The sequence below is a fragment of the Stenotrophomonas sp. YJH_SMC_64 genome, assembly GCF_059371375.1.
The window spans coordinates 50,733-76,598 of record NZ_JCAFUN010000020.1; the positions used below are offsets into that span (position 1 = coordinate 50,733).

At 64.4% G+C, this 25,866-nt stretch carries 27 protein-coding genes; 13 read left to right on the top strand and 14 right to left on the bottom strand.

The features are described from left to right. Window positions 1-5 precede the first annotated feature (5 nt). Genes cyoB through AC5P9L_RS19465 form a run of 4 tightly spaced genes read left to right on the top strand, consistent with a single transcriptional unit; the run spans window position 6 to window position 3,640 of the window. The gene (gene cyoB / locus AC5P9L_RS19450) at window positions 6-1,982 is read left to right on the top strand and encodes a cytochrome o ubiquinol oxidase subunit I (protein ID WP_012481499.1); all 1,977 of its coding nucleotides are present in this window, start codon (window positions 6-8) and stop codon (window positions 1,980-1,982) included. Continuing rightward, the gene (gene cyoC, locus AC5P9L_RS19455; protein WP_012481498.1) at window positions 1,979-2,614 is read left to right on the top strand and encodes a cytochrome o ubiquinol oxidase subunit III; all 636 of its coding nucleotides are present in this window, start codon (window positions 1,979-1,981) and stop codon (window positions 2,612-2,614) included. Before cyoB ends, cyoC begins: the two co-directional genes overlap by 4 nt. A gap of 1 nt (window position 2,615) precedes the next feature. Beyond that, window positions 2,616-2,948 (top strand): cytochrome o ubiquinol oxidase subunit IV, encoded by a 333-nt coding sequence (gene cyoD / locus AC5P9L_RS19460; RefSeq protein ID WP_005411473.1) that lies wholly within the window; start codon window positions 2,616-2,618, stop codon window positions 2,946-2,948. 11 nt (window positions 2,949-2,959) lie between these two features. After that, window positions 2,960-3,640: an SCO family protein gene (locus AC5P9L_RS19465; RefSeq protein ID WP_262101568.1), complete on the top strand. Its 681-nt coding sequence runs from the start codon at window positions 2,960-2,962 to the stop codon at window positions 3,638-3,640. Window positions 3,641-3,742: 102 nt separating this feature from the next. On the opposite strand, the gene AC5P9L_RS19470 is transcribed toward AC5P9L_RS19465, so the two are convergent. Together AC5P9L_RS19470 and AC5P9L_RS19475 are read right to left on the bottom strand one after the other, a co-directional pair. Beyond that, window positions 3,743-4,321 (bottom strand): hypothetical protein, encoded by a 579-nt coding sequence (locus AC5P9L_RS19470; protein WP_005414757.1) that lies wholly within the window; start codon window positions 4,319-4,321, stop codon window positions 3,743-3,745. Next, window positions 4,321-6,087 (bottom strand): S8 family serine peptidase, encoded by a 1,767-nt coding sequence (locus tag AC5P9L_RS19475; RefSeq protein ID WP_138970020.1) that lies wholly within the window; start codon window positions 6,085-6,087, stop codon window positions 4,321-4,323. Before AC5P9L_RS19475 ends, AC5P9L_RS19470 begins: the two co-directional genes overlap by 1 nt. Window positions 6,088-6,396: 309 nt before the next feature. Between AC5P9L_RS19475 and AC5P9L_RS19480 the strand changes: the two genes are divergently transcribed. Together AC5P9L_RS19480 and AC5P9L_RS19485 are read left to right on the top strand one after the other, a co-directional pair. Beyond that, window positions 6,397-6,837, top strand: coding sequence for a DUF2231 domain-containing protein (locus AC5P9L_RS19480; protein ID WP_062605460.1), 441 nt, complete (start codon window positions 6,397-6,399; stop codon window positions 6,835-6,837). Then, entirely contained in the window at window positions 6,830-8,140 is a 1,311-nt protein-coding gene (locus AC5P9L_RS19485) for a PQQ-dependent sugar dehydrogenase (RefSeq protein WP_262101569.1), read from the top strand. The genes AC5P9L_RS19480 and AC5P9L_RS19485 overlap by 8 nt, the downstream gene beginning before the upstream one ends. Before the next feature lie 147 nt (window positions 8,141-8,287). Here the strand turns inward: AC5P9L_RS19485 and AC5P9L_RS19490 are convergent, their stop codons facing one another. After that, complete coding sequence (locus tag AC5P9L_RS19490) at window positions 8,288-8,938, bottom strand: exopolysaccharide biosynthesis protein (protein ID WP_262101570.1); 651 nt, start codon at window positions 8,936-8,938, stop codon at window positions 8,288-8,290. A 149-nt stretch (window positions 8,939-9,087) separates the two neighbouring features. Here AC5P9L_RS19490 and yidA point away from each other — a divergent pair, with 149 nt between their 5' ends. Continuing rightward, window positions 9,088-9,921 (top strand): sugar-phosphatase, encoded by an 834-nt coding sequence (gene yidA, locus AC5P9L_RS19495; RefSeq protein ID WP_043034255.1) that lies wholly within the window; start codon window positions 9,088-9,090, stop codon window positions 9,919-9,921. 15 nt (window positions 9,922-9,936) lie between these two features. Here yidA and AC5P9L_RS19500 read toward each other — a convergent pair whose 3' ends face one another. Then, entirely contained in the window at window positions 9,937-10,470 is a 534-nt protein-coding gene (locus tag AC5P9L_RS19500; protein WP_133050235.1) for a hypothetical protein, read from the bottom strand. A gap of 297 nt (window positions 10,471-10,767) precedes the next feature. Between AC5P9L_RS19500 and AC5P9L_RS19505 the strand changes: the two genes are divergently transcribed. Next, entirely contained in the window at window positions 10,768-13,086 is a 2,319-nt protein-coding gene (locus AC5P9L_RS19505; protein WP_227415871.1) for a TonB-dependent receptor, read from the top strand. Window positions 13,087-13,251: 165 nt separating this feature from the next. Then, window positions 13,252-13,638: a hypothetical protein gene (locus AC5P9L_RS19510; protein ID WP_099481399.1), complete on the top strand. Its 387-nt coding sequence runs from the start codon at window positions 13,252-13,254 to the stop codon at window positions 13,636-13,638. 158 nt (window positions 13,639-13,796) lie between these two features. On the opposite strand, the gene AC5P9L_RS19515 is transcribed toward AC5P9L_RS19510, so the two are convergent. Further along, window positions 13,797-15,296: a YifB family Mg chelatase-like AAA ATPase gene (locus tag AC5P9L_RS19515; RefSeq protein WP_012481486.1), complete on the bottom strand. Its 1,500-nt coding sequence runs from the start codon at window positions 15,294-15,296 to the stop codon at window positions 13,797-13,799. A gap of 262 nt (window positions 15,297-15,558) precedes the next feature. Here AC5P9L_RS19515 and AC5P9L_RS19520 point away from each other — a divergent pair, with 262 nt between their 5' ends. Beyond that, window positions 15,559-16,317, top strand: a complete 759-nt coding sequence (locus AC5P9L_RS19520) for a carbon-nitrogen hydrolase family protein (protein ID WP_261280083.1) — start codon at window positions 15,559-15,561, stop codon at window positions 16,315-16,317. Window positions 16,318-16,416: 99 nt separating this feature from the next. On the opposite strand, the gene AC5P9L_RS19525 is transcribed toward AC5P9L_RS19520, so the two are convergent. The 4 genes from AC5P9L_RS19525 to AC5P9L_RS19540 all read right to left on the bottom strand — a co-directional run bounded on the left by AC5P9L_RS19525 (window position 16,417) and on the right by AC5P9L_RS19540 (window position 20,917). Next, entirely contained in the window at window positions 16,417-19,116 is a 2,700-nt protein-coding gene (locus tag AC5P9L_RS19525; protein WP_227415815.1) for an XVIPCD domain-containing protein, read from the bottom strand. A gap of 41 nt (window positions 19,117-19,157) precedes the next feature. After that, complete coding sequence (locus AC5P9L_RS19530; RefSeq protein ID WP_024957931.1) at window positions 19,158-19,820, bottom strand: imm11 family protein; 663 nt, start codon at window positions 19,818-19,820, stop codon at window positions 19,158-19,160. Between the two features lie 100 nt (window positions 19,821-19,920). Further along, window positions 19,921-20,517, bottom strand: a complete 597-nt coding sequence (locus AC5P9L_RS19535) for a hypothetical protein (protein WP_024957930.1) — start codon at window positions 20,515-20,517, stop codon at window positions 19,921-19,923. 43 nt (window positions 20,518-20,560) lie between these two features. After that, window positions 20,561-20,917, bottom strand: coding sequence for a hypothetical protein (locus tag AC5P9L_RS19540; RefSeq protein WP_024957929.1), 357 nt, complete (start codon window positions 20,915-20,917; stop codon window positions 20,561-20,563). Between the two features lie 627 nt (window positions 20,918-21,544). On the opposite strand from AC5P9L_RS19540, the gene AC5P9L_RS19545 reads away from it, so the two are divergent. After that, window positions 21,545-22,147, top strand: a complete 603-nt coding sequence (locus tag AC5P9L_RS19545) for a DUF998 domain-containing protein (RefSeq protein ID WP_227415814.1) — start codon at window positions 21,545-21,547, stop codon at window positions 22,145-22,147. Between the two features lie 202 nt (window positions 22,148-22,349). Here AC5P9L_RS19545 and AC5P9L_RS19550 read toward each other — a convergent pair whose 3' ends face one another. Then, window positions 22,350-22,931 (bottom strand): hypothetical protein, encoded by a 582-nt coding sequence (locus AC5P9L_RS19550; protein WP_138927662.1) that lies wholly within the window; start codon window positions 22,929-22,931, stop codon window positions 22,350-22,352. 150 nt (window positions 22,932-23,081) lie between these two features. Continuing rightward, the gene (locus AC5P9L_RS19555) at window positions 23,082-23,381 is read right to left on the bottom strand and encodes an SOS response-associated peptidase family protein (RefSeq protein WP_224119433.1); all 300 of its coding nucleotides are present in this window, start codon (window positions 23,379-23,381) and stop codon (window positions 23,082-23,084) included. A gap of 491 nt (window positions 23,382-23,872) precedes the next feature. On the opposite strand from AC5P9L_RS19555, the gene AC5P9L_RS19560 reads away from it, so the two are divergent. Next, window positions 23,873-24,205, top strand: a complete 333-nt coding sequence (locus AC5P9L_RS19560) for a hypothetical protein (protein ID WP_024957927.1) — start codon at window positions 23,873-23,875, stop codon at window positions 24,203-24,205. 146 nt (window positions 24,206-24,351) lie between these two features. Here the strand turns inward: AC5P9L_RS19560 and arr are convergent, their stop codons facing one another. Further along, the gene (gene arr, locus AC5P9L_RS19565) at window positions 24,352-24,786 is read right to left on the bottom strand and encodes an NAD(+)--rifampin ADP-ribosyltransferase (protein WP_100438212.1); all 435 of its coding nucleotides are present in this window, start codon (window positions 24,784-24,786) and stop codon (window positions 24,352-24,354) included. Between the two features lie 126 nt (window positions 24,787-24,912). Then, on the bottom strand, window positions 24,913-25,164 hold the full coding sequence (gene ubiK / locus AC5P9L_RS19570; RefSeq protein ID WP_495230695.1) for a ubiquinone biosynthesis accessory factor UbiK: 252 nt from the start codon (window positions 25,162-25,164) through the stop codon (window positions 24,913-24,915). A gap of 155 nt (window positions 25,165-25,319) precedes the next feature. Here ubiK and AC5P9L_RS19575 point away from each other — a divergent pair, with 155 nt between their 5' ends. After that, window positions 25,320-25,658: a P-II family nitrogen regulator gene (locus tag AC5P9L_RS19575; protein ID WP_005411374.1), complete on the top strand. Its 339-nt coding sequence runs from the start codon at window positions 25,320-25,322 to the stop codon at window positions 25,656-25,658. A gap of 62 nt (window positions 25,659-25,720) precedes the next feature. On the opposite strand, the gene AC5P9L_RS19580 is transcribed toward AC5P9L_RS19575, so the two are convergent. Continuing rightward, window positions 25,721-25,866, bottom strand: a 146-nt coding sequence (locus tag AC5P9L_RS19580; protein ID WP_495203762.1) for an integrase core domain-containing protein, incomplete at its 5' end; no start/stop codon positions are given.

Consider the following 25,866-nt stretch of genomic DNA (forward strand, 5'->3'; position numbering starts at 1 on the left):
CGAACATGTTGGGTAAATTGACGTGGGAGGCCGTGCCACTGCACGAGCCGATCGTCGTGGTCACATTGGCGGCCATGGTGCTGGGCGGCCTCGCGCTGCTCGGCGCGGTGACGTACTTCAAGCTGTGGGGGCCGCTCTGGCGTGACTGGTTCACCACCGTGGACCACAAGAAGATCGGCATCATGTACGTGGTGGTGGCGCTGGTCATGCTGGTGCGTGGCTTTGCCGATGCGCTGATGATGCGCGCGCAGCTGGCGGCGGCCGGGCCGGGCAGTGACGGCTTCCTGCCACCGGAGCACTACGACCAGATCTTCACCGCGCACGGCGTGATCATGATCTTCTTCGTGGCCACCCCGTTCGTGGTCGGCCTGATGAACATCATCGTGCCGCTGCAGATCGGTGCGCGCGACATGGCGTTCCCGTTCCTCAACGCCTTCAGCTTCTGGATCTTCGTGGTCGGCGCAGCGTTGATGATGATCTCGCTGGGCGTTGGCGAATTCGCCATGACCGGTTGGGTCGCCTATCCGCCGCTGTCGGGCATCGAGTTCAGTCCAGGCGTGGGTGTCGACTACTACATCTGGGCATTGCAGGCGTCCGGTGTCGGCACCTTGCTGACCGGCGTCAACCTGTTCATCACCATCCTGCGCATGCGTGCGCCGGGCATGACCCTGATGAAGATGCCGGTGTTCACCTGGACCGTGCTGGTCACCAGCGTGATCATCATCGCCGCCTTCCCGATCCTGACCGTGGCGCTGGGTGCGCTCACCCTGGACCGCTACCTGGACTTCAACTTCTACACCAACACATTGGGTGGCAACCCGATGATGTACGTGAACCTGGTGTGGGCCTGGGGCCATCCGGAGGTGTACATCCTGGTGCTGCCGGCGTTCGGCATCTTCTCCGAAGTGACCGCCACGTTCGCGCGCAAGAAGCTGTTCGGCTACAAGTCGATGGTCGGTGCCACGCTGGCGATCGGCATCCTGTCGTTCATCGTCTGGCTGCACCACTTCTTCACCATGGGCTCCGGTGCCAGCGTCAATGCCTTCTTCGGCATCATGACGATGATCATCGCCATCCCCACCGGCGTGAAGATCTTCACCTGGCTGTTCACCATGTACGGCGGCCGCGTCGAGTTCAGCGTGCCGATGCTGTGGACCATCGCCTTCCTGGTCACCTTCACCATCGGTGGCATGACCGGCGTGCTGCTGGCCATCCCGGGCGCGGACTTCCTGCTGCACAACAGCCTGTTCCTGGTCGCGCACTTCCACAACACCATCATCGGCGGCGCGCTGTTCGGCTACCTGGCCGGCTTCGCCTACTGGTTCCCGAAGGTGTTCGGCTTCACCCTCAACGAGCGCCTGGGCAAGTGGTCGTTCGCCTGCTGGGTGATCGGCTTCTACCTGGCCTTCATGCCGCTGTACATGCTGGGTTTCATGGGCATGACCCGCCGCATGAACCAGTACGACAACCCGGCGTGGACGCCGTACCTGATCGCCGCCTTCATCGGCGCGCTGTTCGTGTTCGCGGGCATCATCCTGATGCTGGTGCAGATCTACGTGAGCGTGCGCGACCGCAAGCGCAACCTGGACCTGACCGGCGACCCGTGGAATGCACGCACGCTGGAATGGGCCACGCCGTCGCCGCCGCCGTTCTACAACTTCGCCGTGGTGCCCAAGGCCGATGAGCTGGACGCCTTCCACGAAGCGAAGAAGCGCGGCCTGCCGCCGCCGCCGAAGAAGTACGCACCGATCCACATGCCGAAGAACACCGGCGTGCCGCTGATCCTCAACATCTGGATCCTGGTGCTGTGCTTCGCCCTGGTCTGGCACATCTGGTGGATGGCCGCGGCCAGCTTCATCGCGATGATCGTCACCCTGATCGTGCGGTCCTACGACGAGGATGTGGACTACTACGTCAGTTCCGAAGAAGTGGCGCGCACCGAAGCGGCCAACCTTGCCAAGCTGAAGGAGGTACGCGCATGAACCTGTTGACCCGCCCCGAACTGGCCAGCGACACGCAGGCGCGCGAGGACCACCACGAGCACGACCACGGCCACGAACAGGGCGGCATGAAGGTGTTCGGCATGTGGGTCTACCTCATGTCCGACCTGGTGCTGTTCGGTTCGCTGTTCGCCTCGTACGCGGTGCTCAGCACCGCCTACGCCGGCGGCCCCACCGGCAAGGAGCTGTTCTCGCTGCCGTTCGTGATGGCCGAGACCTTCCTGCTGCTGGTCTCCAGCATCACCTACGGCCAGGCCGTGCTGGCGATGCACCGCCACGACACCTCGGCGGTGCTGCGCTGGCTGGGCGTGACCTTCGTGCTCGGCGCCTCGTTCATCGGCATGGAGATCTACGAGTTCTCGCACCTGATCCACGAAGGCGCAGGCCCCAGCACCAGTGCCTACCTGTCGGCGTTCTTCGCGCTGGTCGCCACCCACGGCCTGCACGTGGCCAGCGGCCTGATCTGGATGGCGGTGGTCATGCACCAGGTCTACCGCCGTGGCCTGACCCCGACCAACATCACCCGTGTGTCGTGCCTGAGCCTGTTCTGGCACTTCCTGGACCTGGTGTGGATCTGCGTCTTCACCTTCGTCTATCTGATCGGAGCCTTCTGACATGGCCCACGTCGAAACTTCGCGCGCCGGCAATGCGCACGGCTCCACCAAGTCCTACCTGATCGGCTTCGTGCTGTGCGCGCTGCTGACCGTGGTGCCGTTCGCACTGGTGATGAACCCGGTGCTGTCGCGGCCGCTCACGCTGTTCCTGCTGGTCGGCTTCGCGGTGGCGCAGATCCTGGTGCAGCTGGTCTATTTCCTGCACATGGACCGCAAGTCCGAAGGTGGCTGGAACCTGGCCAGCTTCGTGTTCACCCTGGTGATCCTGTTCATCATCGTCGCGTTGTCGGTGTGGATCATCTGGAGCATGCACTACCACATGATGATCAACTGAGCCTGCGAACCGTGAAAGGCATCGCGTTCCCCCAACGTGGCCTGCGGCTGGCCGCAGGCCTGCTGCTCGGCCTGCTGGCCGGCTGCAGTGCGCAGTCGCGCATGGACTTCTACTCCAAGGACATCGCCTGCGAAGAGCTCGGCCAGGAGTGGTCGATGCCCGACAGCCACGGCACCGTGCGTGGCCCGAAGGACCTGCAGGGGCAGGTGACTTATCTGTTCTTCGGTTTCACCAGTTGCCCGGACGTGTGCCCGACCACCATGGTCGAGCTGAGCCAGGTCAAGCACCTGATGGGCAAGGATGCCGACCAGCTGCAGGTGGTGTTCGTCAGCGTTGACCCGGCCCGCGACACCCCGGAGGTTGCGCGGACCTACGTGGAAGCGTTCGACCCCAAGGCAATCGCACTGGTCGGCAACGAAGCGCAGCTGGCGGCGATGGCCAGCGACTTCAAGGCGTTCTACGAAAAGGAACCCGGTCAAGTACCGGATACCTACACGATGAGCCACATTGCCGGTGGCTACGTGTTCGACCGCCAGGGTCGACTGCGCCTGTTCGCGCCCTACGGCATGCCGGTGGAAAAGCTGTTCTCGGACGTGCAGCGACTGCTGCTGGAGCCCGCTCATCCCGCCGCCGGCAACGACGCGCTGGCCAGCTGCCACCTCAAGCACAGCGGCACACTCGCCGCCCGCTGACGCCACCTTTACCGCGGTGGGTGCCGACCGTTGGTCGGCACACCCCCACACCAATCCCCGGCCGGCCAGGAGAGCCAGCCGGCCGGGGCACCGCTCAACGCCTTACTTGGTCTCTTCCCACTGCACCACGTCCGGCTCGGTGGCGCGGATACCGGCGGTGGACAGCAGCCTGGTGGTCGCATCCAGTGCCGCGTTCACCGACGGATACTCCACGATGGCCTGGCCCGAAGCCTTCGACACCTTCACCACGGTGCCACCGGTGGCCGTAGCCGCGCGCTGGGCCGATGCCGCATCGGTGAAGAACACCTTGACCCGCGAGGTCGCCACCACCGGCGCTCCGTCGCGGGAGACCGCCGCCGCGAACTTGCCGGCACCGGCATCAGCAGGCGCGGCCGCTGCGCCATCCAGCGAACGCTTGGTACGCGAACTGGTGGTCGCCGCCGCCTGCGGGGTGATCGTGAACTGACCGCCGCTGGCCTGCTTCACGGTGGTCGAGGGAGACAGCTGGAAGCGCGTGCCGCCCACATCGAACGAGCGGCCGGTAGCGGACGCCTTCAGTTCCTGCGCATCCACGGTCGACAGGGTCCTGGCTGGAGGGGTCTGCCCCGAGCTCTGTGCCCAGGCAGGGGAGGTCATCGCCGCGAAGGCGAGCGTGCTCAACAGAATGGTGGTCTTCATCATCAGTGCCCCAGAACGCGGATCTTGAAGAATTCGAGGTTGCCGCGCGAAGCTGCGGTCGCGGCCTGCCCCATGTCGGTCACTTCCAGCGTCCAGGTGCCGCTGGCATTTTCATCCAGGAAGGCATTGCTGGACAGCAGGTCCCAGCTGGTGAAGTTGCTCTGCGCGCCACCCGTGCCCGAACCGATCGCGGTGAACGCCGGTTGCACCACGCTGCGGGTGCCGCTGGGCGACACCAGCACGAACTGCAGCTGGCGCGTGTTGCGGTGGTTGACCCGGAAGCCCAGCTGCACGCTTTCGATGTTGCGCGCGCCGTTGGCCAACTGGAAGGTCAGGCGTGCGGCGGCAGCCGAGGTGTTGCCGATGGCCACGGTACGCGTGGTGTTGCGCCAGCCGCTGTCGACCAGCGCACCGAGCGACTGGAAGTTCTCGGCGACCTGCACTGCACGTGCAGCGTTGACCACGCCGAAGCCATACCAGTTGCTGTAGGCACGGCCGGCAGCATTCACCGTCCAGCCCGGCACCAGCGTGCGCCCGTCGGCCAGTGTCACCGCCGGCTGGTTCGGGTGGTTGCGGGTGGCGGTGGTGGCCAGGATGTACTTCACATCGCGATAGGACAGGTTCGGATTGGCTTCCAGCACCAGCGCCGCCACGCCCGACACCATCGGTGCCGACGCGGACGTGCCGTTCATCTTGGCGGTGTAGTTGCAGGTGCTGTCGATGGCCGACAGGTTGCTGTCCAGCGTGTTCTGGCGGTTGGTGTTCTTGTTGCTGCCCTGCGCGCACCCGGTCACGTCGGTGGTGACGATGGCCGGGTCGTAGGCGCGTGCCACCAGGCCCGGGGCGTACTGCGCCTGCAGGCCGTACTCGCCGCCAAAGGCCGACACCCACAGCGCCGAGCCGGTGGAGGAATACGACGAGCGCACGCCATCGGCGCGCACCGCGCCTACGGTGATGACGTTGAACAGGTTGTTGCGCGGGTCGCGGCCAGCCGGCACGCAGCCGGTGTTGCGGTTCTTGGTGTCGGTGGTGCAGACATCCTGGGTCTGGCTGATCGAGGCATTGTTGAAGTTGTTGCCGGCCGACTTCACGTAGATGCCGCCGCGGCCACCGCGCGTACCCGACAGGGCCTGCTCATACGAACGAATCGTGTTTTCGCTGTACGCCAACGGCAGGTTCGGATTGCCCGGGCCGGCGCCCCAGCTGTTGTTGAACACCTGCACGTCGGCCGACTCCGCGCCGTCCCACCAGGCGTACTCGATGTTGCTCTGCTGGTTGCCCAGGGCTGAGCGCGAAATCGGGTTGAAGCCCTTCAGCGTCGCCGCCGGGGCCACACCGCGCACGCCCAGGTTGTTGGCGCCCACCGCACCGGCGATGCCACCGACCATCGTGCCGTGGTTGTCGACATCCGGGTTGGTCGGGGTGGGGTTGTTCGAGCCATTGGTGAAGTTCTTGCCGGCTACCGCGGCCACGTTGGCCGCCAGGTCCGGGTGGGCGATCTGCAGGCCGTCGTCGACGATGGCGATGGTGACGCCCTGGCCACGGATGCCATTGCGGAACAGGCCATCCACGTTCAGGTCGTTGCCGGCTACCGGCAGCGTGTCGGCCGGGACCGTCTGCCCGGTATTGAGCAGGTGCCACTGGATACCCGCCAGCGGATCGGCCTGTTGGGCCTGGGCGGTGACGGCCAGGCTGCCCAGCACCAGGGCAGTGGCGAGGGCCAGGTGCGCGGCGCGCGGTGGCACGTTGCGTTGCGTGTGTCGCTTCATACACGAATCCTTCTGTTGTGAATCGGCATGGCAGGACGGCGGGGCGGAACTGCCCCATCGCAACGAGCCAAACGCGACACAACGAAGAACTCCCTACCTCTTCACACAAGCAATGTGCAGATGTGCCGATTGCGTCACAAACGCTTATGCCGCGGGGTAATGACGACCGCCGTGCCCCGCATCTGGCGGACGCCAATCCTGATTGGCACCTGCATCCACGCATGGCGTGGATCTACCAGGTATCATCGCGCGCCCTCACATCGCGCTGTGTTACTACAGCCCGTGCACCCTTCCGCACGGAGCACGATGATGGTCAATCCGCTCGCCCAGGCCCATCGCGGCCTCGGCACCACGCTGTTCAGCCTGTTGAACCCGATACCCTTCGGCTTCTTCGTCGGTGCACTGATCTTCGACGCTATCTACCTCAACAGCGCCGAGGTGATGTGGGGCAAGGCCGCCGCCTGGCTGATCACCTTCGGCCTGCTGATCGCCATCCTTCCGCGCCTGATCAACCTGTTCGCGGTCTGGCGCCCCAACGGCACGGCCACCCGTATCGACCGCATCGACTTCTTCCTCAACCTGGTCGCGGTGGTGCTGGCCATCTGGAACGCCTTCGTGCACAGCCGCGATGCGTATGCCGTTGCAGTGCCAGGCACGATCCTGTCGGCGCTGACCGTGGCCCTGATCGCCTTGGGCCTGATCCTGCTGTCACTGCAGCCGCCGGTGCTGCAGGGAGGTCGTCATGGCTAAGCACATCCTGCCCACCGTCGCCGCCTTGGCATTGGCCGCCGCCCTGTCGGCCTGCGCCGGCAAGGCCGAGTACCATCCGGCCGACCAGTCGGGCCCGCAGCCGCCGCTGCCCAAGCCGGCCAACTTCCTGATGCCGCCGATGCAGGTGCCCAAGGGCGTCGGCTGGGCTGATGGACAGACCCCCACGGTGGTCGAAGGCCTGAAGATCGAGCGCATCGCCGCCAACCTGCAGCATCCGCGGCGGCTGCTGACCCTGCCCAACGGCGATGTACTGGTGGTGGAAGGCAACGGCCCCGGCGAAGAACCGGTCACCACGCCCAAGCAGTGGATCGCCGGCAAGGTGAAGGCGCGCTCGGGCAAGGCCGGCAAGGGCGGCAACCGGGTCACCCTGCTGCGCCGCACGCCGGGCATGAACACCTGGACCCAGCATGTCTACATCGAAGGCCTGCATTCGCCGTTCGGCATCCAGCTGATCGGCGACACGCTGTACGTGGCCAACACCGGCAACATCGTGCAGTACCACTACGTGCCTGGTGAAACCCGCATGTCCGACAAGGGCCGCGAGTTCACCGACCTGCCCAGCACCATCAACCACCACTGGACCAAGGAACTGCTGGCCAGCCGCGATGGCAGCAAGCTGTACGTGGGCGTGGGCTCCAACAGCAACATCACCGAAAATGGTCTTGCCGTCGAATACCGCCGCGCGGTGGTGCTGGAAGTGGACGTGGCCACCCGTGGCAGCCGCATCTTTGCGTCGGGCATCCGCAACCCGACCGGGCTGGACTGGGAGCCGAGCACTGGCCAGCTGTGGGCAGTGGCCAACGAGCGCGACGAGATCGGTGCCGACCTGGTGCCTGATTACCTCACCTCGGTGAAGGAGGATGGCTTCTACGGGTGGCCCTACAGCTACTACGGCCAGCACGTGGACGAGCGCGTGCAGCCGCAGCGGCCGGACCTGGTATCCAAAGCGATCGTGCCGGATTACGCCATCGGCTCGCACGTGGCGCCGCTGGGCCTGCTGTTCTACACCGGCCAGGCGCTGCCGCCGCAATACCACGGCGGTGCCTTCATCGGCGAACACGGCAGCTGGGACCGCTCGCCGCTGAGCGGCTACGAAGTGGTCTACGTACCGTTCAAGGACGGCAAGCCGACCGGGCGGCCGCAGACCGTGGTCAGCGGCTTCGCCTCGAAGGACGAGAAGACCCTGATGGGTGCACCGGTGGGCATGGCGATGGACGCCGAAGGCGCGCTGCTGGTGGCTGATGACGTGGGCGACGTGGTGTGGCGGGTGTCAGTCAAGTAGCTGTGTAGCGTCGAGCCATGGCCGGAGAACATCCGGTAGAGTCGACTGTCAGTCGACTCGAGCGCGCAGCGCGTGCTTCCCCGGTAAGCAGCGAAGGGCAGTCGACACTACACTGTCGACTCCGCCCTGCCGGTTCTGCCACCGGGTTCAGCGTGCCCGGAACCCGCTGAACACCGACTCGGCAGCAAACCCCACGCCACCCAGCAGCACGCCGAAATACACCACCGTGGCCACCACGAAACCATAACCGGCGGCCACCGCCGCACCATCGCGCTGGATGAAGCCAATCGCAAACGACATCAGCGCCAGTGCCGGCAGCGTGTTGCTGAAGGGAATCGGTCCGGCCGGCGCCATCAGCAGCAGGGTCGCGAACACCAGCATCAGGTTGTTCAGGCGCATCATCTTCTTCGAGCGCACCATCACCGCCAGCCGCATCGGCCGCGACAACCGCTCCATGCGGTGCACCCACTTCAGCGCACGGCCGAGGTTGGCCTTCAGCTTGTCGGTGGCGATCTCGCGGCGCGCAAGCTTCTGCGGCACCCACAGCGGGCGGTTGCGCACCCGGCTCAGGCCGATCAGCAGGATCGAGGCACCAAACACCGTACTCAGCCCGGGAATCGACACCGGGATGATGAAGATGGCCGACAGCAGGATCACGATCAGCAGCAGGCCTTCATCGCCCAGCGCGCTGAGCAGGGTGCCGACGCTGACCTGTTCGCCGGGCAGCTCGTCGATCATCTGCTCGATCTGCTGGGCCAGGGGGGCGCTGTCGTCGGTTTCGGGGGCACGGTAGGTCATGCGTCGCAAGCTTCTCCAGGGAAGGGCGGTCAGCGGGCCGTCCTGCGGTGGGGGACGCACAGGCTCCTGCAGTATCCCGGCCAACGTGGGCAAAGAGGTGAACCGGGCATGAGGGGGTAAACTGGCGTGCCCCGCACGAGTTGAACGCAATGGACATGGGCCGCAGGCAATCGACCATCGAACTGGTCGCCATCGACATGGATGGCACCCTGCTGGACCCGTCGCACCAGCTCACCCCACGCGCCAGGAAGGCCATCGCGCAGGCGCGCGCGCTGGGCGTGCACATCGTGCTGACCAGTGGCCGCCCGGTTCCGGGCCTGGCGCCGTACCTGCACGATCTGGGCATCACCGGCAACGACGACTACTGCATCGCCTGCAATGGCGGCCTGGTGCAGCGCATCGGCACGCGCGAAACCGTGGTCGAGTACCCGCTCAGCTTCGACGACTTCCTGTTCTGCGAGCAGGTCGCCCGCGACCTGGGCGTGCACTTCCAGGCGCTGGACAGCCAGCGCATGTACACGCCCAACCAGGACATCAGCTACTACACCGTGGCCGACTCGCATCTTTCGCGGATGCCGCTGTCGTATCGCCGCGTGGAAGACATGGACCCGTCGATGTCCTTCATCAAGCTGATGATGATCGACGCGCCGGACGTGCTGGATGCCGCCATCGCGCGCCTGCCCAGCGAGCTGACCGAGCGCTTCGCGGTACTGAAGAGCGCCCCGTTCTTCCTGGAAGTGTTCGACCACCGCGCCGGCAAGGGCCCGAGCCTGCAGAAGCTGGCCGAGCATCTGGGCATCGACCGCGCCAACGTGATGGCCATCGGCGACCAGGAAAACGATCTGACCATGCTGCAGTACGCCGGTACCAGCGTGGCGATGGGCAATGCCATTGATGCGGTGAAGGCGGTGGCGCGGTTTGAGACCAGCAGCAATGCTGATGACGGCGTGGCGCACGCCATTGAGGCCTACGTATTGCGTTGAGGCGCCAAGCGGCGCTCAGCGCCTCAGGCCCAGCACGCAGTGCGGAGCATCGCGCTGGCTGCGGACGATGATCTCCTGCGCTCCTACGGTGAGCGAATGGTGCTGCTCGTGGTTCCGCGCGATCAATGGCGCACCATGGCTGGGTGGATAGATGAATGGCTGCAGGGTGTAACGCTTAGCCAACCGCTCCAGTGGGAAGCATGGCGTATCCACGAACGTGACGAACAGAAGGCGGATTTCATCGTCCTCGCCGCGTATAACGCGATACTCCACGTTATCGATGGCAAAGCCATCGGCGGTCAGCATCGGCTGTGACCGGTAGATGCGCGGTCCTGCATCCTTCTCAAATGAAAACGGCGCGATGATGCCCAGCTCATGCAACTGGGCCGGGCTGATCGGCGACGGCGTGGTGACGAGCGCGTCGATCAGGGCATCCAGACGCTGTGGGGAACGCACTTCAACTCTGTCGTGCGATAGCGCAGTTTCCATGCACGAAAGCAACATCATGCCAACGCTGGCTATTGCTTTCCAGGTGGTCCAGCGGGTCATCAAGGCTCCTGCCAATATGGAATCGGGTATCTGAAGATACCGGACAGGACGATACCTGCGTATAGCCGCGCTGTACCACGGTGCAATGGCGGATGCGGCAGTGCGATGCAAGAATTTCGCACGTCGAAATCACCCCACCGAATCCCACGGCAGATGATCGTCTTCGTCTGCTGACCGGCGCGCAGCGCGCCGTCACCCCCTCAACGCGATCGCACCGCCAGCCAGGGCGCCGACACCGGTGCTGCAACGCGCTGGGCGTGCGCCTGCGCCGCTCTCTCCCTGCACCTGGATCTGCCCATGAACACCCCACCCACGACGCGCCTCGCCCTGGCCATCATCGCGGCCATCACCGCACCTGCGTACGCCGCAGAAACGCACGATGCCGCGCACGACTCGCCCACCACGCTCAACGCCCTGCAGGTGATCGCCACGCCGCGCGGTGCGGCCGTGGCACCGACCCAGGTGGTCGGCCCCAACCGCTACATCATCAAGGCCGAAGACCTCGACGCGATAGTCACCGGCAACAACGGCCTGGCCATGCTGAAGCAGGTGCCGGGCGCGAGCTATACCGCCACCGATGGGCTGGGCCTGGATATCTCGGCGACCAGCCTGTTCGTGCGCGGCTTCCGCATGAACGAAATGGGCATCACCTTCGAAGGCGTGCCGCTGAACGACAACGGCTTCCTCTCGCTCACCGGCACCAGCGTGGTGAACGTGGGCGTGCCCGATGGCATCGGCGCGATCACGGTCAGCCCCGGTGGCGCACCGGTCAGCGTGTTCTCCAGCAGCGTCAACGGCGGCAGCCTGGAATACCGCCTGCGCGAGCTGCAGGACACGCCCAGCCTGCGCGTGAAGCAGGGCGTGGGCAGCAACAACACGCTGGTCACCACCGTATCCGGGCAGAGCGGCCAGCTCGGCGAGCATGGCCCGAAAGTGCTGGTCGACCTGCAGCGTGTGTCCGCCGACAAGTACCAGGGCGAGGGCACGCAGAACTTCCTGCGCGGCGACCTGAAGCTCCAGCAGGACGTCGCCTGGGGCGATTTCACCGTGTTCCTGTCCGACAGCAAGGCCAAGGTCTGGGGCTACAACAACATCTCCTTCGACATGATCCGCAAGCTGGGCTGGAAGGCCGACATCTTCTACCCGGACTACGCTTGGGCGTACTACGTGGCCTCGCCGGAGAACGCAGACAAATCCTGCGGCGCCTATACCTGTGGTGAGCTGTCCGGGCTGATTCCCTACGACACCGGCCAGAGCACGCGTGACCGCGTGTCCTCGATCAACCACCGCTTCCAGATCACGCCGGCGCTGAGCGGCAACGTGCAGCTGTACAACGCCAACAGCCACACCCAGGCCACGCTGACCGACCCGAACGTGCCGTCGCCCAACGGCGCGCCGTTCTCCGAACAGGTGCAGACCCCGCGCCTCAACCGGCTGGGCGGCATGCTCAACCTGCAGTTCGAGACCGGCGCGCACACCTTCACCGCCGGTTTCTGGCAGGAGAAGAGCAAGGCCGCCGCCAAGACCGAGTGGTACCAGCAGCCACTGCTGGGCAAGGGCCCGCCGCTGAAGGCCACCGGTCCGTTCGATGTGTACGGTCCCGCGTTCAAGACCGACAACGCATCGAGCTGGGTGACCCGCTCGCGCCAGTTCTACCTGCAGGACGACATCGTGCTGAACGACACACTGAAGCTGGGTGTCGGCTTCAAGGCCGTGGACTTCCGCACCAGCGGCGGCGGTCTCGGTGACGCCAAGGACCGGCCGGTGAACGGCACGCTGCGCGCGAAAAGCAACTTCCTGCCGCATGTCTCGCTGTTCTGGAGCCCGACCGAATCCACCGATGCCTTCATCGACCTGGCCAACACCATGAACGGCTACCGCGTCGCCCAGCGCGGCAACATCGGCTACACCGCCTCGGCCTGGACCATCACCGACCAGGAAGAGTTCGATCGCGTGGCGGGCACGCTGCGTCCGGAGAAGAACTGGAACCTCACCGTGGGCGCGTCGCATCGCTTCGACCGGCTGACGATCACCGGCGATGTGTTCTACAACGACGTCCGCAACCGACTACTGTCGGCCGCCATCGGCACTCAGTTCGCACAGATCAATACCGTGCGGTTGATGCCGAAGATGCACGTGATCGGTGCCGACCTCGGCATCACCGCCGATCTGAGCGACCACCTGCAGTTCTACCAGGGCGTGGCCGTGGCCCGTTCCTACTACGACAGTGACTTCGTGGTGGGCGACACGGTGTACCCGATCAAGGGCAACGCCCAGCCGGGTTACCCGCAGATCTCGCTGGTCAGCGACCTGTCGGCGCATTTCGGCGATTGGCGTTTTGGTGCCACCAGCACCTCGTACCTGCGCCAGCCCTTCACCTACGAGAACGACATCCGCGTGCCGACCTTCTGGCAGGTCAACACCTATGCGGCCTACCGCTTCGGTACGGACAGCGCGGTGCCCGGCCTGGAGCTGCGGCTGGACGTGAGCAACCTGTTCAACCGCCACAACATCGGCACCGCCACCATCGCCGGCTCGTCGTTCTCGGGGGATTACCAGACCCTGCAGCGCAGCGCGCCACGGCAGCTGATGTTCAGTACCTCGATGACGTTCTGAGGCAACGAAGGCCGGGGTCAGAGCCCTTTGCTGCGCAAAGGGATCCGACCCCGCAGCCATCCCGTGATCGGGGTCAGATCCCTTTGCGCAGCAAAGGGCTCTGACCCCAGACCCAGCTTTGCGCGGCCGGCAGCGATTTTCCGGCAGCGACGCAAGGTTCCCACAATGTTGCTGGGTCATCCTGTTGGCATGGCACAGCACAACCCGCGAACCCTGCTGTTCGGCATCCGGGGCCCAGGACGGCCCAGGCAGGCGCTGTCCGTGACGCCTGTGATCGACCTGGAGGCCGAGTACCAGTTCTGGCACGTCTACGAGCGCGTGGTCCGTCCGTTGCCCGGTGGGGGGCTGCGGCTGGCCTGGCTGGTGTGCCAGAAGGTGTACCGGGACCGGTGGCAGCACCCGGACGACAGCGACGAGGCGGCGTTGTCGCGGGTGCTGTTTGGCGGGAACATGACGGCTGACCGGGCGTCGGAGCTGGCGGAGCTGCACGCGCTGGTCAGCCGTCGGGTGGCGCTGCTGGCGAAGCGTGGGCGGGTGGATTCCGCGGCGTGATGGCGGGGCGGCATTAGCGCCGCCAGGCGGCCATGACCCGCTCCTGGTAGAGTCGACTGTTAGTCGACTGCTCTTCGCGTCGGCCCACCAGGAGACCGCGCTTCGCGCGCGAGTCGACTAACAGTCGACTCTACCAACGACCACTCGGGACGGTGCTTCTAGGGCTTTCCCCGGTCCAACTGCCGGTAACCAATAGCCTCAGCCAGATGCGCTGTCTGGATCACTTCGCAACCCGCCAGATCAGCAATCGTGCGCGCCACCCGCAGGATTCGATGCATCGCACGTGCCGAAAGCTGCAGACGCTCGATGGCCTGCTCCAACAGATCCTGGTCGGCCTCGCTCAGTTTGGTGCACGCACGCAGCGCCGCTGGCGGCAGATGCGCATTGAGCGCGCCACGCGCCTGCTGCCGGGCATGGGCGGCCTCCACCCGTGCACGCACCGCAGCACTGGGCTCACCCAGTGGCGTGCTTTCCCGCAGCTCCACCGCGTCCATCCGCGTCACGCCGATATGCAGATCGATGCGGTCCAGCAACGGACCGGACACCCGTGCGCGATAGCGGTTGATCCGTTCATCGCTGCACAGGCAGCGGTTGCTGCGGTCACCGGCCCAGCCGCACGGGCAGGGATTCATCGCGGCCACCAGTTGGAACCGCGCGGGGTACTGCACGCTGCGTGCTGCGCGGGCGATGCGGATGTGGCCGGACTCGAGTGGCTCGCGCAGGGTTTCCAGTGCGCTGCGGTTCCACTCTGGAAGCTCGTCAAGGAAGAGGACTCCATGGTGGGCCAGTGATATCTCACCGGGGCAGGGCGGGTTGCCCCCACCCACCAGCGCCGCCGCACTGGCACTGTGATGCGGTGCCCGAAAGGGCCGCTGCCGCCACCGTCGCGGGTCCAGTCCTTCGCCACTCACCGATGCAATCGCGGCCAGCTGCAGCGCCTCAGTCTCTTCGGTATCCGGCAACAGGCTGGGCAGGCGCGAAGCCAGCAGGGTCTTGCCGCAGCCAGGACTGCCGATCAACAACAGATGGTGCCCACCGGCGGCAGCCACTTCCAATGCGCGTCGTGCATGCGCCTGCCCGCGCACGTCGGCCAGATCGGGTAGTGGCAACGGTGTCGTGTCCACGCGTTCCACGGGCGGCAACAGGCGCGGATTGCCCAACCCGGCGCAGCATTCCAGTAGCGTGCGCGCAACGCGCACGTCTGCGTGCTCGGCCAGCGCAGCCTCTGCTGCATTGCCGGGCGGCACCACCAGGATGCGCCCGGCTTCAGCGGCTGCAATCGCGGCCGGTAGTGCACCGGCCACCGGCCGCAGCTCGCCGGTCAGCCCCAGCTCGCCCAGAAACTCGTACTGCAGCAGCGACTGCGGATCGACCTGGCCGCTGGCCGCGAGAATGCCCAAGGCAATCGCCAGATCGTAGCGCCCGCCTTCCTTTGGCAGGTCGGCGGGCGCCAGATTCAGGGTGATGCGCCGCTGTGGAAAGTCGAAGCGAGCGCAGAGCAGGGCGGCCCGCACACGCTCGCGGGATTCGCGCACGCTGGTTTCGGCCAGGCCCACGATCTGGGTGACAGGCAGGCCGCCAGAGAGATGCACTTCCACCCGCACCAGCGGGGCATCGACCCCGGCGCGGGCACGGCTGTGGACCAGCGCCAGGCTCATGTGTGGTTTCCTGCGGATGGATGTTCGATGGTGCGGCAGGCATTCGGCACGGCGCCATCGGGCATTGCGGGTGAAACGGCTAGGGGGATTCCGGTCAAGGGCGATCCTTCGCTCTGAATAGTCATCGCTGCGCATCAGGAGTCGCCTCGCTGAAGCGTCAAAATCGCGCCTCGATCCCCGATGGATGCACTCAACCGGCGGTTGCATAATCAGCGTACGAGGCGGTTCTTGCTTCGGCCTGCGTCTGAGTAGAGAGGATGGAATGAAGATTGTTGCAGCACAGATGCGATCAGCCCCTGGCGACATCGATGGCAATATCGAACGGCACGTGCACTTCATTGAACGGGCCGTCTCGTGTGGCGGTGCGGCGGTCTTCTTTCCGGAGATGTCGCTGACCGGCTATGAGCCGCGGTTGGCCGAACAGCTGGCAATGACCCCAGATGACGCGCGTCTGGAGGTATTCCAGTCTCTGAGCGATCGGCACCAGATTCTGGTCGCAGTCGGTGGGCCATATCGTGGCAACGATAGGCCGGAGATCGGCATGTTCGTCTTCCGCAGCGGTCAGGCACCGGCTGTCTACACCAAGCAGATGCTGCATCCCGACGAACTACCTTATTTCAAGGCAGGAACCACGTCCCTGTCAGTAACCATTGGGCAGGAAATTCTGGTCCCCGCCATCTGCTTCGAGTCGCTACAGATGGAAAGTGCATTGCGGGCCAAGGACGCGGGAGCGACGGTCTACGTTGCCAGTGTTGCAAAGAACATGATCGGTATGGAGCGGGCTCACCGCCACTACGCAACAGTCGCGCGGGAGCTTGGGATGAGCGTGTTGGTATGCAACGGCGTGGGCCATGCCGATGGATTCGAGATGACGGGAGGGTCCGCCGCCTGGGACAACAGGGGGGCGCTGAAGTGCCGCGCCGGAACTGGAGACGAGGCATTGGTGGTGTATGACCTCGCAGATCAGAGCGGTAGTGCCGTGACACTCCCAGCAATGGGCACGCTCGGGAGTGCGGGCTAACGCCCGGAAGGCTTGAGATGTTCGGAGGGAGCATTCGCCTGATTCCGTCCAGGCAGGAACCCTGGCGTTCTCATGAAGAACCCAAGCGTCACGTTGCCATCAACCCAACCGCGGCCCCTGCCGGCTCTCTTCCTGCTGCCGTTCCTGCGCTTGCGCCAGCTGCTGCGACTGCTCCCGATCCTGAGCGCCGAGGCTCCGGTTGGCCGCTGCATACTGCTGCTCCGGTGCGACCGCCAGGGCCTCCTGTGTTGGCATCTGCACCCGGTTGGCGGCGGGGTCCGATGACGCGCCCGGTCCTGAGCGCGTCACGAACAGCGTGGCGCCCGCAGCACGGGTTTCGGTGGCTTCACTCAGTGCCATGTCTACCTGGTCGCCGGGCTTGAACCCGGCTTCTGCTGCAAGCCGGTAGGCGCTGGCCAGCAGGCGGTCGCTGCTCTGGTCCCACGGCTTGTTGTTCTTCTCATCCAGCATGGCTACCGACGAGCGCAGCTGTTCCAGCAGCCCGCTGCCATCTGGGCGCAGGGCCGTGCCGGGGTGCCGGTCTACGTCAGCGTCGTGCTGCGTGGCAGGCCTGGAGGTGTGTGGCGGCGATGCACTCGGTGCGGGCTCAGGTGAAGTTGGCGCGCGCGGCAGGGCATCCGCGGGCTGCTGCTCCGCAGTCGAGCGCTGCACGTGTGCCTGGGCAATCTCCTGTGGCGTGGTGACGCAGACGATCTGCATGCGCTCGTCATCTTTCCCGGCCAGTGTGGCCAGCGAGCCATCCTTTTGCACCTGCAGCATGAACGTACCGAAGTCGGGCACGGCGCTTGCATGATCCTGGGCAACGGCGGCTACGGCGTCATCAATCTCTTCTGCACTGCGCACAATGCCGGCACTACGGTAGGCGTCCACCACCTGGCTGCGCAGGCCGTATTCGGTTGGCGTGGGGTTGGCCCGGGCGATGTCGGCCATGGACGTCAGCTCCTGTACGCCGGCCTGCTGGCTCTGGCGCGTACGATTGAGCTCCTCGACGATGCTGCCCTCGGCCGGGTTGGTGCCATACAGCCAACCCGGCGTTTGCCACTGCCCGTTGGGGTCCTGCGTGTACTTCTCGCCGTTGGAAGCGCGCAGGGGCTGCGTCTGGGTCAGCGCGTTGGTGATCACCTCCGGTACCGGCTCAATGGTGGCGAACTCGTGCCAGTTGTACTGGTTGAACGCCACCTGGTAACGGGCGGCAAGCGCCTCCGGAGTGTTCAAGGCGTTCTGGGCAATGATGCGCTGCGATTCCCGTTCCAGTTGGCCCGACTTTTCCGGGCTGACAGGCACGCTGTAGTCAAAAGGGACGCGTCCATCAATCATCGAGTGGATGGAGAGGTTCCATTCGCCGTTGTGCGGATTGCGCACGTAGTGGCGGTTGGTTTCAAACGGCTCGCGCGGCGGCGTGCTCTCGCCGCCTGCATCAAGCTTGAAGGGGTTCTGCGGCTTGGGCAGGTTGGCCATGCCCAGTGAATATGAGTCGTTGGCGGCCTTGTAGTTCAGCTCATCCAGCAGCCGGCCACCGGCGACCATCGTGATCTCGCGGTAGCTTCCGTCGGGCTGCGGTGTGCGCACGCTGCGGCTCCAGGTGCCCTTGGCATCTTCCGGATCGCGGCTCCATTCGTTGCCGCTGCGGTCCACCTGGGTGTAAACCGCCTTCTTGTCCTGGTACTGAGCCCAGTACTCACCGCCGAAGCCACCGGCCACGCCGCCCAGCAGCCCGGTAGCCAGCGCACCTGGCCCGGTCCACGATCCGGTGAACAATCCGTACCCCGCGCCCAGCAGGAAGCCGCCACCGAAGCCGCCTGCAGTGCGCCCCACGAAGTGGGTGGCCGCGGATTTTGCGCCGGCGTTGTTGCCCTCGCTGTGCAACTCGGCCACGCGGTGGCCGGTGATGGCGAAGTCCACGGCCAGTGCGGCAACACCCGCGGCCCCGAGTACGCGCGCGCCGGTGATCTGTCCGCGCGCGGCGGCAGCTTCGGCGGCGCCTTCCGCAGCGCCAGCGCGCCCAGCAGAGCCGGCCAGTTCCGGAGCGGTGGTTGCCGGGCCAGGGCGCACGATGGTCAGTGGCATCTCCGGGTTGAACGCCGTACGCACGCGGGCCGCGGTGTGCTCGCTCAGCGGCAGGCGGCCGCCCTGGTTGGCCTCCTGGATTGCGGTGCCCAACGATGCGCGGCCCCCCCAGCGCTCGCTCAGGGTGGAGTTGCCGGATTGGTCGATGGCATCCAGCGCCGCCGTCACGTTGGCTTCGGAGTGGGTGACGCCGCGCCAGCGCAACTCGGTCGGGTTGAGGGTCTTCAGTTCCGCAATCTGCGCGGCGTGGGTGCGCTGGTAGCCGTCCAGATCGGCGAAGAAGGTGCGGATCCTGGCGTTGGCTTCGGCCGGGGTCATGTTCTCCGGCGTGTTGGTGACCAGGTCGCCGTTGAGGATGCCGGCGCGAAGCGTGAACTCCAGGTTCTGGATGCGGGCAGCCATACGCTCGGCGGCGGCAGCGCGCACATCCGGCGCAGAATCCTTCGCCAACAGCGCTCGGCCATCGTAGGTTTCTGCGAGGTCGTCGAGAACGAACTTCAGTTGATCCGAGTACGCACTCAACGGGCCGCCCGAGTGCGGCGATATACCCAACCGGGTTGCCAGCGCGGGGTTCGCGGGCAGGTTGAGGATGTTGTCGGAACCGTGGAGCGTGAAATGACCACTCCTGGCAAGCGACTTCAGCAGCTGGCTTTGTTCGAACGCATTCTGTTCGATCAGATGGTGTCCCTGGAAAACCGGTGTGTCGGCCATGCGCACCACCTCATTCAAGAATCCGTTTGAAGGAGCTCGTCCTAGAGATCGGCTACATCGCGCAGCCGTACGCCGGAGAAGTTGGCGGCATTCAATGCATCAAACATCGCGCGGTCGCAGATGGGCGGTGCGCCCATGCGATCCTGGCGGAAGATATGGGCATCACCCACAACGTCCTGTTTGAACACCAGGCTGGCGCCGCCGACGAGGCTGTAAAGCTTCTCGTCCTCGCCGGTCTGATAATTGTGGTCGAGCTTGATTCTCACGCGGGACGAGGCTTCATCCAGGGCGTCGAGCCTGCGCAGCACATTGCCCAGGTAGTACTGGGGCCCGGGGCTGCCGTCGGCAAGGCTGAAGTCGCAGGCCACAAAGGCAAACGCCTGGGGGTCCATCTGCTCAAACAGCTGCTTCAACGGTTCCGACACAATCCAGATGCCAGCGAGCTCTTCCAGATCGCGTGGCATTGCGCCCTTCTCGGGCACATGAACCAGGTGGGGGCGCTCCGGATACTGGCCTGGCGTTCCATCAGGACGCGAGATGACATTCATCCCCGGATCGATCAGCTTGTCTTCGTTGGCGATCTCTATACCGGGTACCCCGCCGTTGCTCAGCAAGCCTGCGTCGATCAGGAAGAATTCGCCCTTGTGAGATGCGGCTTCGGCTGAAACTTCAGTGGCGGTCGATTCGGTCACGGGGGCTTCCATCATGGATGCGTGGGCAGAACGGGAAAAACCGTTGAGCCGATGCTAGCGGGGCTTCTGCGCAGCCACAAGTTGCGCCGAAACGGTGCCGAGGGCACGTGGTTCACGCGGCTCTTTTGGAATTTCGGAGCAATGCCGAGGATGATGCTGCCATTCCTTTCACTGCCTGCAATGGTCTGCTGGATAGGCGGAATGACGAGGGAGATTCCAGCCGAGGGTGGCCTGGGTCCCTGAACACGCAGCGCTGGTCATCAGGCACCGACCTGTCAAGGCGCCCAAGCCGTGCCTCAACCCACGAAGGCCCCGCACTTTCCACCAGCAACCGCCCCTGGCTCTGGTGCAGATCCAGCCAACGCTCGAAGCTGGTGCGCAGACGCTCGATGTCTGGCGCCCGCCACCGTGCATCGGCAGGCATGCGGATCAGCACGCGCGAGGGCGCGTTCTCCACGTCCATCACCAGCACGCCCTTGCACCGGATCTCGAAGGACGTCGCCCCGGCATGGCGCGCGTGCAGTTCAAAGCCCTCGTGGGCCTTCGCGGTCACGAAGCCAAGTGCATCACTGTGCAGCAGGCGGTAATCGGCCGGCCGCAGCTTCTGGTAGGCCCACACCTGATCGCCCGCAGGCTCGGGCCACCCCATCCACACCGCCGCCATGATCGAGGCGCACACCGCCGCAGCGGCAAGGCTGTGGTTCTTCATTTGTCACCCCAGACACAGGCAGAAACGTACGCGCCACAAGCGCTCAGTCCTTGGGCCGTACCCGTTCGTGGATGAACGCAGTAAGCGCCAGATCGGCCATCACCAGCCCCTCCATCACCCGGTCGCCCACGTACTGCTCAGGCTCACCGTTCTGGCGCGTGCGTTCGGCCGCCAGCAGGATCTCCTGCACGATGCGCTGGCCAGTGAGTGCGCAGTCGGCGTCGGACAACGCCATCTGCCGGCTGCGCAGGTGATGCCGCTCGGGCCAGGGCTGGCCGTCGGCCGCAGCGCCCGCGCCGATGGCGTGCAGGATGGCGATGAGGCTGTTGGGATCCAGGGCCGGGGCGGCCGAGGGCGCTTCCTGGATCGGGCGCGGGGGAGGGGAGTGCGGCGTGGTCATGGCGGGCTCCGTGCAAGCAGGCAGAAGCCGCCACCGATAAAGGTGGCGGGCAGAGCGTGGCTCGAAAACCGGATGTTGGGAACCGGCGCGTACAAGACCCCCACGCCCCGCCCGCCATAGCCGGCAGACGGATTGCCAGCCGGCACCACGCGCGGTGGTGCCGGCTGGCAAGCGCAAACTACTTCCCAACAAAACGGGTTTTCGAGTCCCGACCACCGATGCACGGTGGCGCAGTAACGATTACCTGCTGTTGTTCGGAATGCCAACGGGTAGGGGTCAATGCCGCCAAAACCCGAGACGCTTTTGGCATTGTCGCATAGCGTGGAAAGGGGCGAGAGCCTTGGTGTGCTAGGCGCAGCGGCACTTCTGGAACGGAGTCGTCAGAACCTTCCGTCAGAGATGTAGGGCGCGGCAAATGCGACAGCATTGGTCTGACGGTCGCTGATGGATGCCGCGTAATTCGCCTCCATGCGTGAGTGACTTTCTGCCTATTGACCCCGTGGGGCGTCACGCAGAACCTGACTACCGTTGTAGTCACCAGGAACTGTCCTGCCCGCAGCAGGAAGGTTCTGCGGCGTTTGAACGGACTCCACCCACTGGCGCAGGCCGCTACAAGGATCACTGGACGTGTTACGCCGCAATCGACTTCTTCTGTCTGCGGGTCTGCTCCCGCTTCCGTGGTTCCTGTTCTGGACCAGCGTTGCTGCCCTGTTCGCGCCGGGTTACAACCCGCTTGCCCAGCACGCCAGCGAGCTGCTGCAGGCGCCAACGCTTGCAAGCATCTGCGGCAGGATTGCGGCTATCGGCTCCGGTATGGGCTTCGTGGCGTTCTCCATCGGGGTATGGCGGGAGTCCGGTCGCCGGATTGCAGTAGGTGCAATCTGCTGGTTGGTCTTTGGCATTTCCATGCTGACCAACGGGCTCTGGCCCATGGGCGATCCGATGCACGGCTTCTACACCATCGGTATCGCCAACATCATTGCACCGGCGATGTCGCACATCGAATTGAGCGCGTGGTCGGCCAACCGAAGGGCGTACGCCGTGACCGCTATGGTGAGCATCGCGGGCATCGTCTATCTCTGGTTGAACGTGGTGGGAGCGGATCCGGAGGGATTCAGGGGGCTGACACAGCGGCTGTTCTCGTCGATCAACTCGCTGTGGCCATTCCTTGTTGCGGTGTACCTGCTGCGCAGAGGGTCAAGCGCGCTGCGGACGCAGCCTGCGCATTGATAGGACGGGCAGGGCAAGAACATGGATAGCTGTTGAGCGTGTGGGGCTTAGAAGGGGTGAATCTCTCGCCGTCAGCTGATCTACGTTCAAGCGAATCAAGCCAACTTCGTTGCCCGAGTGGTCGGTGGTGACAGAACCACTCGTCGTCAGTGCCATGATATTGGCAATGGCGTGGCTCCGATGAGGAGCTTCGTGCTCCTGCTCATGCACATGGTTGCTTCGGAATGTGGATTTGTCGGTAATCGACGATACCTGAAACGTAAAGAATCATCTGTGCCATCAGTTCAGTTCCATCGTAATGGGACAAGAAAGCGCTAGCGGATTCACCCTGCATGCTTCGGTCGATGGAATATCTACGCCATTGCACCGGGACCACCGCGTGACGTTCAAAGTGCCATCGTCCATTGTGACTGAATGCGTTGCGTAGGTGGTGTGCAAACGCAAACCAGTGTTCTTTCTTTAGGCTCTCCCATTCGCCGATATGGCGCGCATATGCCCTGACAGTGTCGACGGAGTCGCTAAGAACTTTCTGGAAAGCTAATTGAAGAAGTGCTGCAGCCTCGTCTTTTTCCGTGGCGCGATTGAATGAGACGATTCGTGCATTTCCAGCTGGTTTCTCCGCCCCTTTGAGATTAACGAAGAATCCAGCTTCCGAGAAGACGATCTCGTGCTCGAGGATGAGCTTTCCGCTTGACGATCCCGTGAGCAATGCATACGCCGCACCCGCGACGAAGAATCGCGTGCGAGCATGTTGCAGATTCGCATGTGCGGTAGTCTGGTCCATTGATCTTCGCTAGTTGCCGTTCTCTGGCTACTATGCCACGGGAACGAGCAAGGCCTCGCTGTTGTTGCGAAGCGTGCTCACCACGCGCCTGACAAGGTGGGCCCCATCGGCGTCGGCCTTAATCCAATCCTCGGCCTGGCCAAGTGCCAGTCATACTAGCGGGCGGTCATGAAGGTCCGCCGTCACACTGCTGCTGTCGCCGGTGGTCACGGTGAAGGTGGCCAGATTGTCCTCGCCCACCAGCTTGCTGGCGTTTCCCCAAGCGCCTGCAGCCCGCAGCGGCGTCGCAGCACGGATGAACCCCGGGTACTTCATCTTGTCGTCCGGGTTGATGGACCACTCGTAGTAGCCCGCTATCGGGATCAGGCACCCGCGTGCATGGAACGTGCTCCGGGCTACCCGATACGGGCATTGATGGTAGAGCCTTGCAGGCTCTTCGCCTTTGCCCAGAAAGGCAGGAGGCCCCTGGACGGTCGCTGCACCTACAGGCCCTTCGCCTCAACTCGGAACCACGATAGAGCGCTTTGTGGGCGCTAGGTTGTAGCTCGCTGGTATGGACAGCAGGTCGCCCACTAGGTTGGGAGCTTAAACCGATGGCGCGTCGGATCTGGGTTTGGACAAATCGGTCGCATATGACTTGGGCTCCTTTCATTGATCTTCGCTTCGCGCAAGCACTACCTGCGTCATGAGAATCAAGTCTCCGGACGCACTTGATCTGATAGTGTTTGCAGTACAGGTTGTTCTCCCCGCGGATCTGGCCGCGCTAACGGTAGTTCAAGTGGTAGCGCAGAAGGGCTGAGGCGCCGTGATGACCGCGTTTGGCTGAAATGATCTCGCCTGCATCGATCAGCGACGATGGAAGCGGCTTCGTAGCACGATTGAATGCAATGCGCCGTGCTTCGTCGCGCTATTGGTATCGTTCAAGCATTCGGAGCGGCAGAATGTTTGCGCTGTCGAAAGTGACCTTGCTCATGTGTCTCACGCTATGCCTTCTGGCCTGCACTCAACCCGGTAGCACCAACAACAATGTGGTTGCAGGGAGCAGAAGCGAAAGCTACGGCCACGAGTCTGCAGCGCTGATGGAGGCCAAAGCCCGCTCTGGCGACGGGCACGCTCAGGCGTTGGTCGAGAATCACTATCGCGAGATAGGCAAAGCAGCAATGTACAGGCAATGGATGGAGGAGTGGGTTTCCAGAGGAGACCTCGCATCGATGCAGCGCCTCGCTTCCCATCTCATTCCGTTGGGCGGAATCGAGAATTGGCGCCGGGCTTAAGTGATGCTGGTGCGCGCGCGCTTGTGACGGACGACGATGCCTCGTTCCTTGGAGGGCTCGACTCCACGATGCGACAGCTTAAGGGTTAGCTACCAGGCAGCACGTCTTGCAAGTAAGGACTACAGTGGCGCGCCGATCTTCCTCCATCAATTAATGATCTCCCCACTCCCCGAAGCAACAAACGCCTTCAACTGCCGAACGAACTCCGCGTCGTAGAGCTCCCACTCCACAATCTCCCCAACCACCCGCAATGGCTGCGCACTCCGATATGACTGCGTCGGATTCCCGGGAAATTTCTTGTTGGTCACATTCGGATCGTCTTCAAACGGCCCGGTCGGCTCCACGATATACACTCGCGGCCGCCCTTCGCCCCTGGCCATCTCCGCAGCCAACCCGGCGCCCTTGGCAATCGTGGTGAAGTAGATGTGGTTCATCACCACACTGTCGCGATAGTTGGAGCGGTAGCCCGCGCTCAGTAGCTCGCCCACCGCCAGATCAGCGCGGGTGCCGTGATAGAACGGCCCGGCGACCTGGTCGCAGGTGTCATGCGAAACGGGTGTCCATTCGGTGTCCTGCGCCATCGCTGCTGCCCCTCTCTGTGCTGCCGGATCGACAGGCCGGCGAGTCTAGGGCGCCCGGTGGGCCTTGCTGCAAGGCCCCATCCGGGAAATAATCTGTAAACGGGAGGCGCAGTGCGCCTCCTTTTTTCATTCTGCGGTGCCGCGCCCTTCCAGCTCGCGCACGGCGGTTTCCAGCGAGTCCAGCTTCTGGCGGGTCTTCAGCAGCACGGCGCGCTGCACTTCGAACTCCTCGCGGGTGACCAGGTCGAGCTTGGCCAGGCCGGCCTGCAGCGCGCTCTTGAAGGTGGCCTGCAGTTCCTCGCGCGATTCGCGCAGGCCCGGCGGCACCAGGTCGCTGAGGCGACGGGCGAGGTCATCGATTTGATTCAGGTCGATCATGGGGTGCTCCGTGGGGGTGGGCCCGTGCATCCGGCGCGGGCAGGCCATTCAGGCACAAGGATACTGCTGGCACCCACTGCCCGGACAGGCGGCAGCGGCTTCGCACGGGCCGCGTTCAGGCGCTATCCTCCACGCCGGAAGACAGGAGATAGACGATGAAGATGGTCATGGCGGTGATCAAGCCGTTCAAGCTCGACGACGTGCGCGAAGCGCTGGCCGAGCGTGGGGTCACTGGGATCACGGTGACGGAAGTGAAGGGCTTTGGTCGCCAGAAGGGCCACACCGAGCTGTACCGTGGCGCGGAGTATGTGGTCGATTTCCTGCCGAAGGTGAAGCTGGAAGTGGCGGTGACCGATGACCAGGTGGAGGCCGTGGTTGAGGCCATCGTGAAGGCCGCCGGTACCGGCAAGATTGGTGACGGCAAGGTGTTTGTGTACGACCTGGGCAGTGTGGTGCGTATTCGTACCGGTGAGTTGGACGCGGACGCGTTGTAAGCGCGCCGCGGGCTGCCGGCACACGACAGGGATGCCGGAATGGGACGAGGTAGAGTCGACTGTTAGTTGTGTAAACCCACCACGTTGTTCAGCGGGATTCTGGAAATAGGCGGTTGGCTGCCGATCCCCATGTGGGGTCGGTGCCAGTTGTAGTAATGCAGCCATTCAGGCAGCACGGCATCACGTTGCTCTGACGAAGCGTACTCGC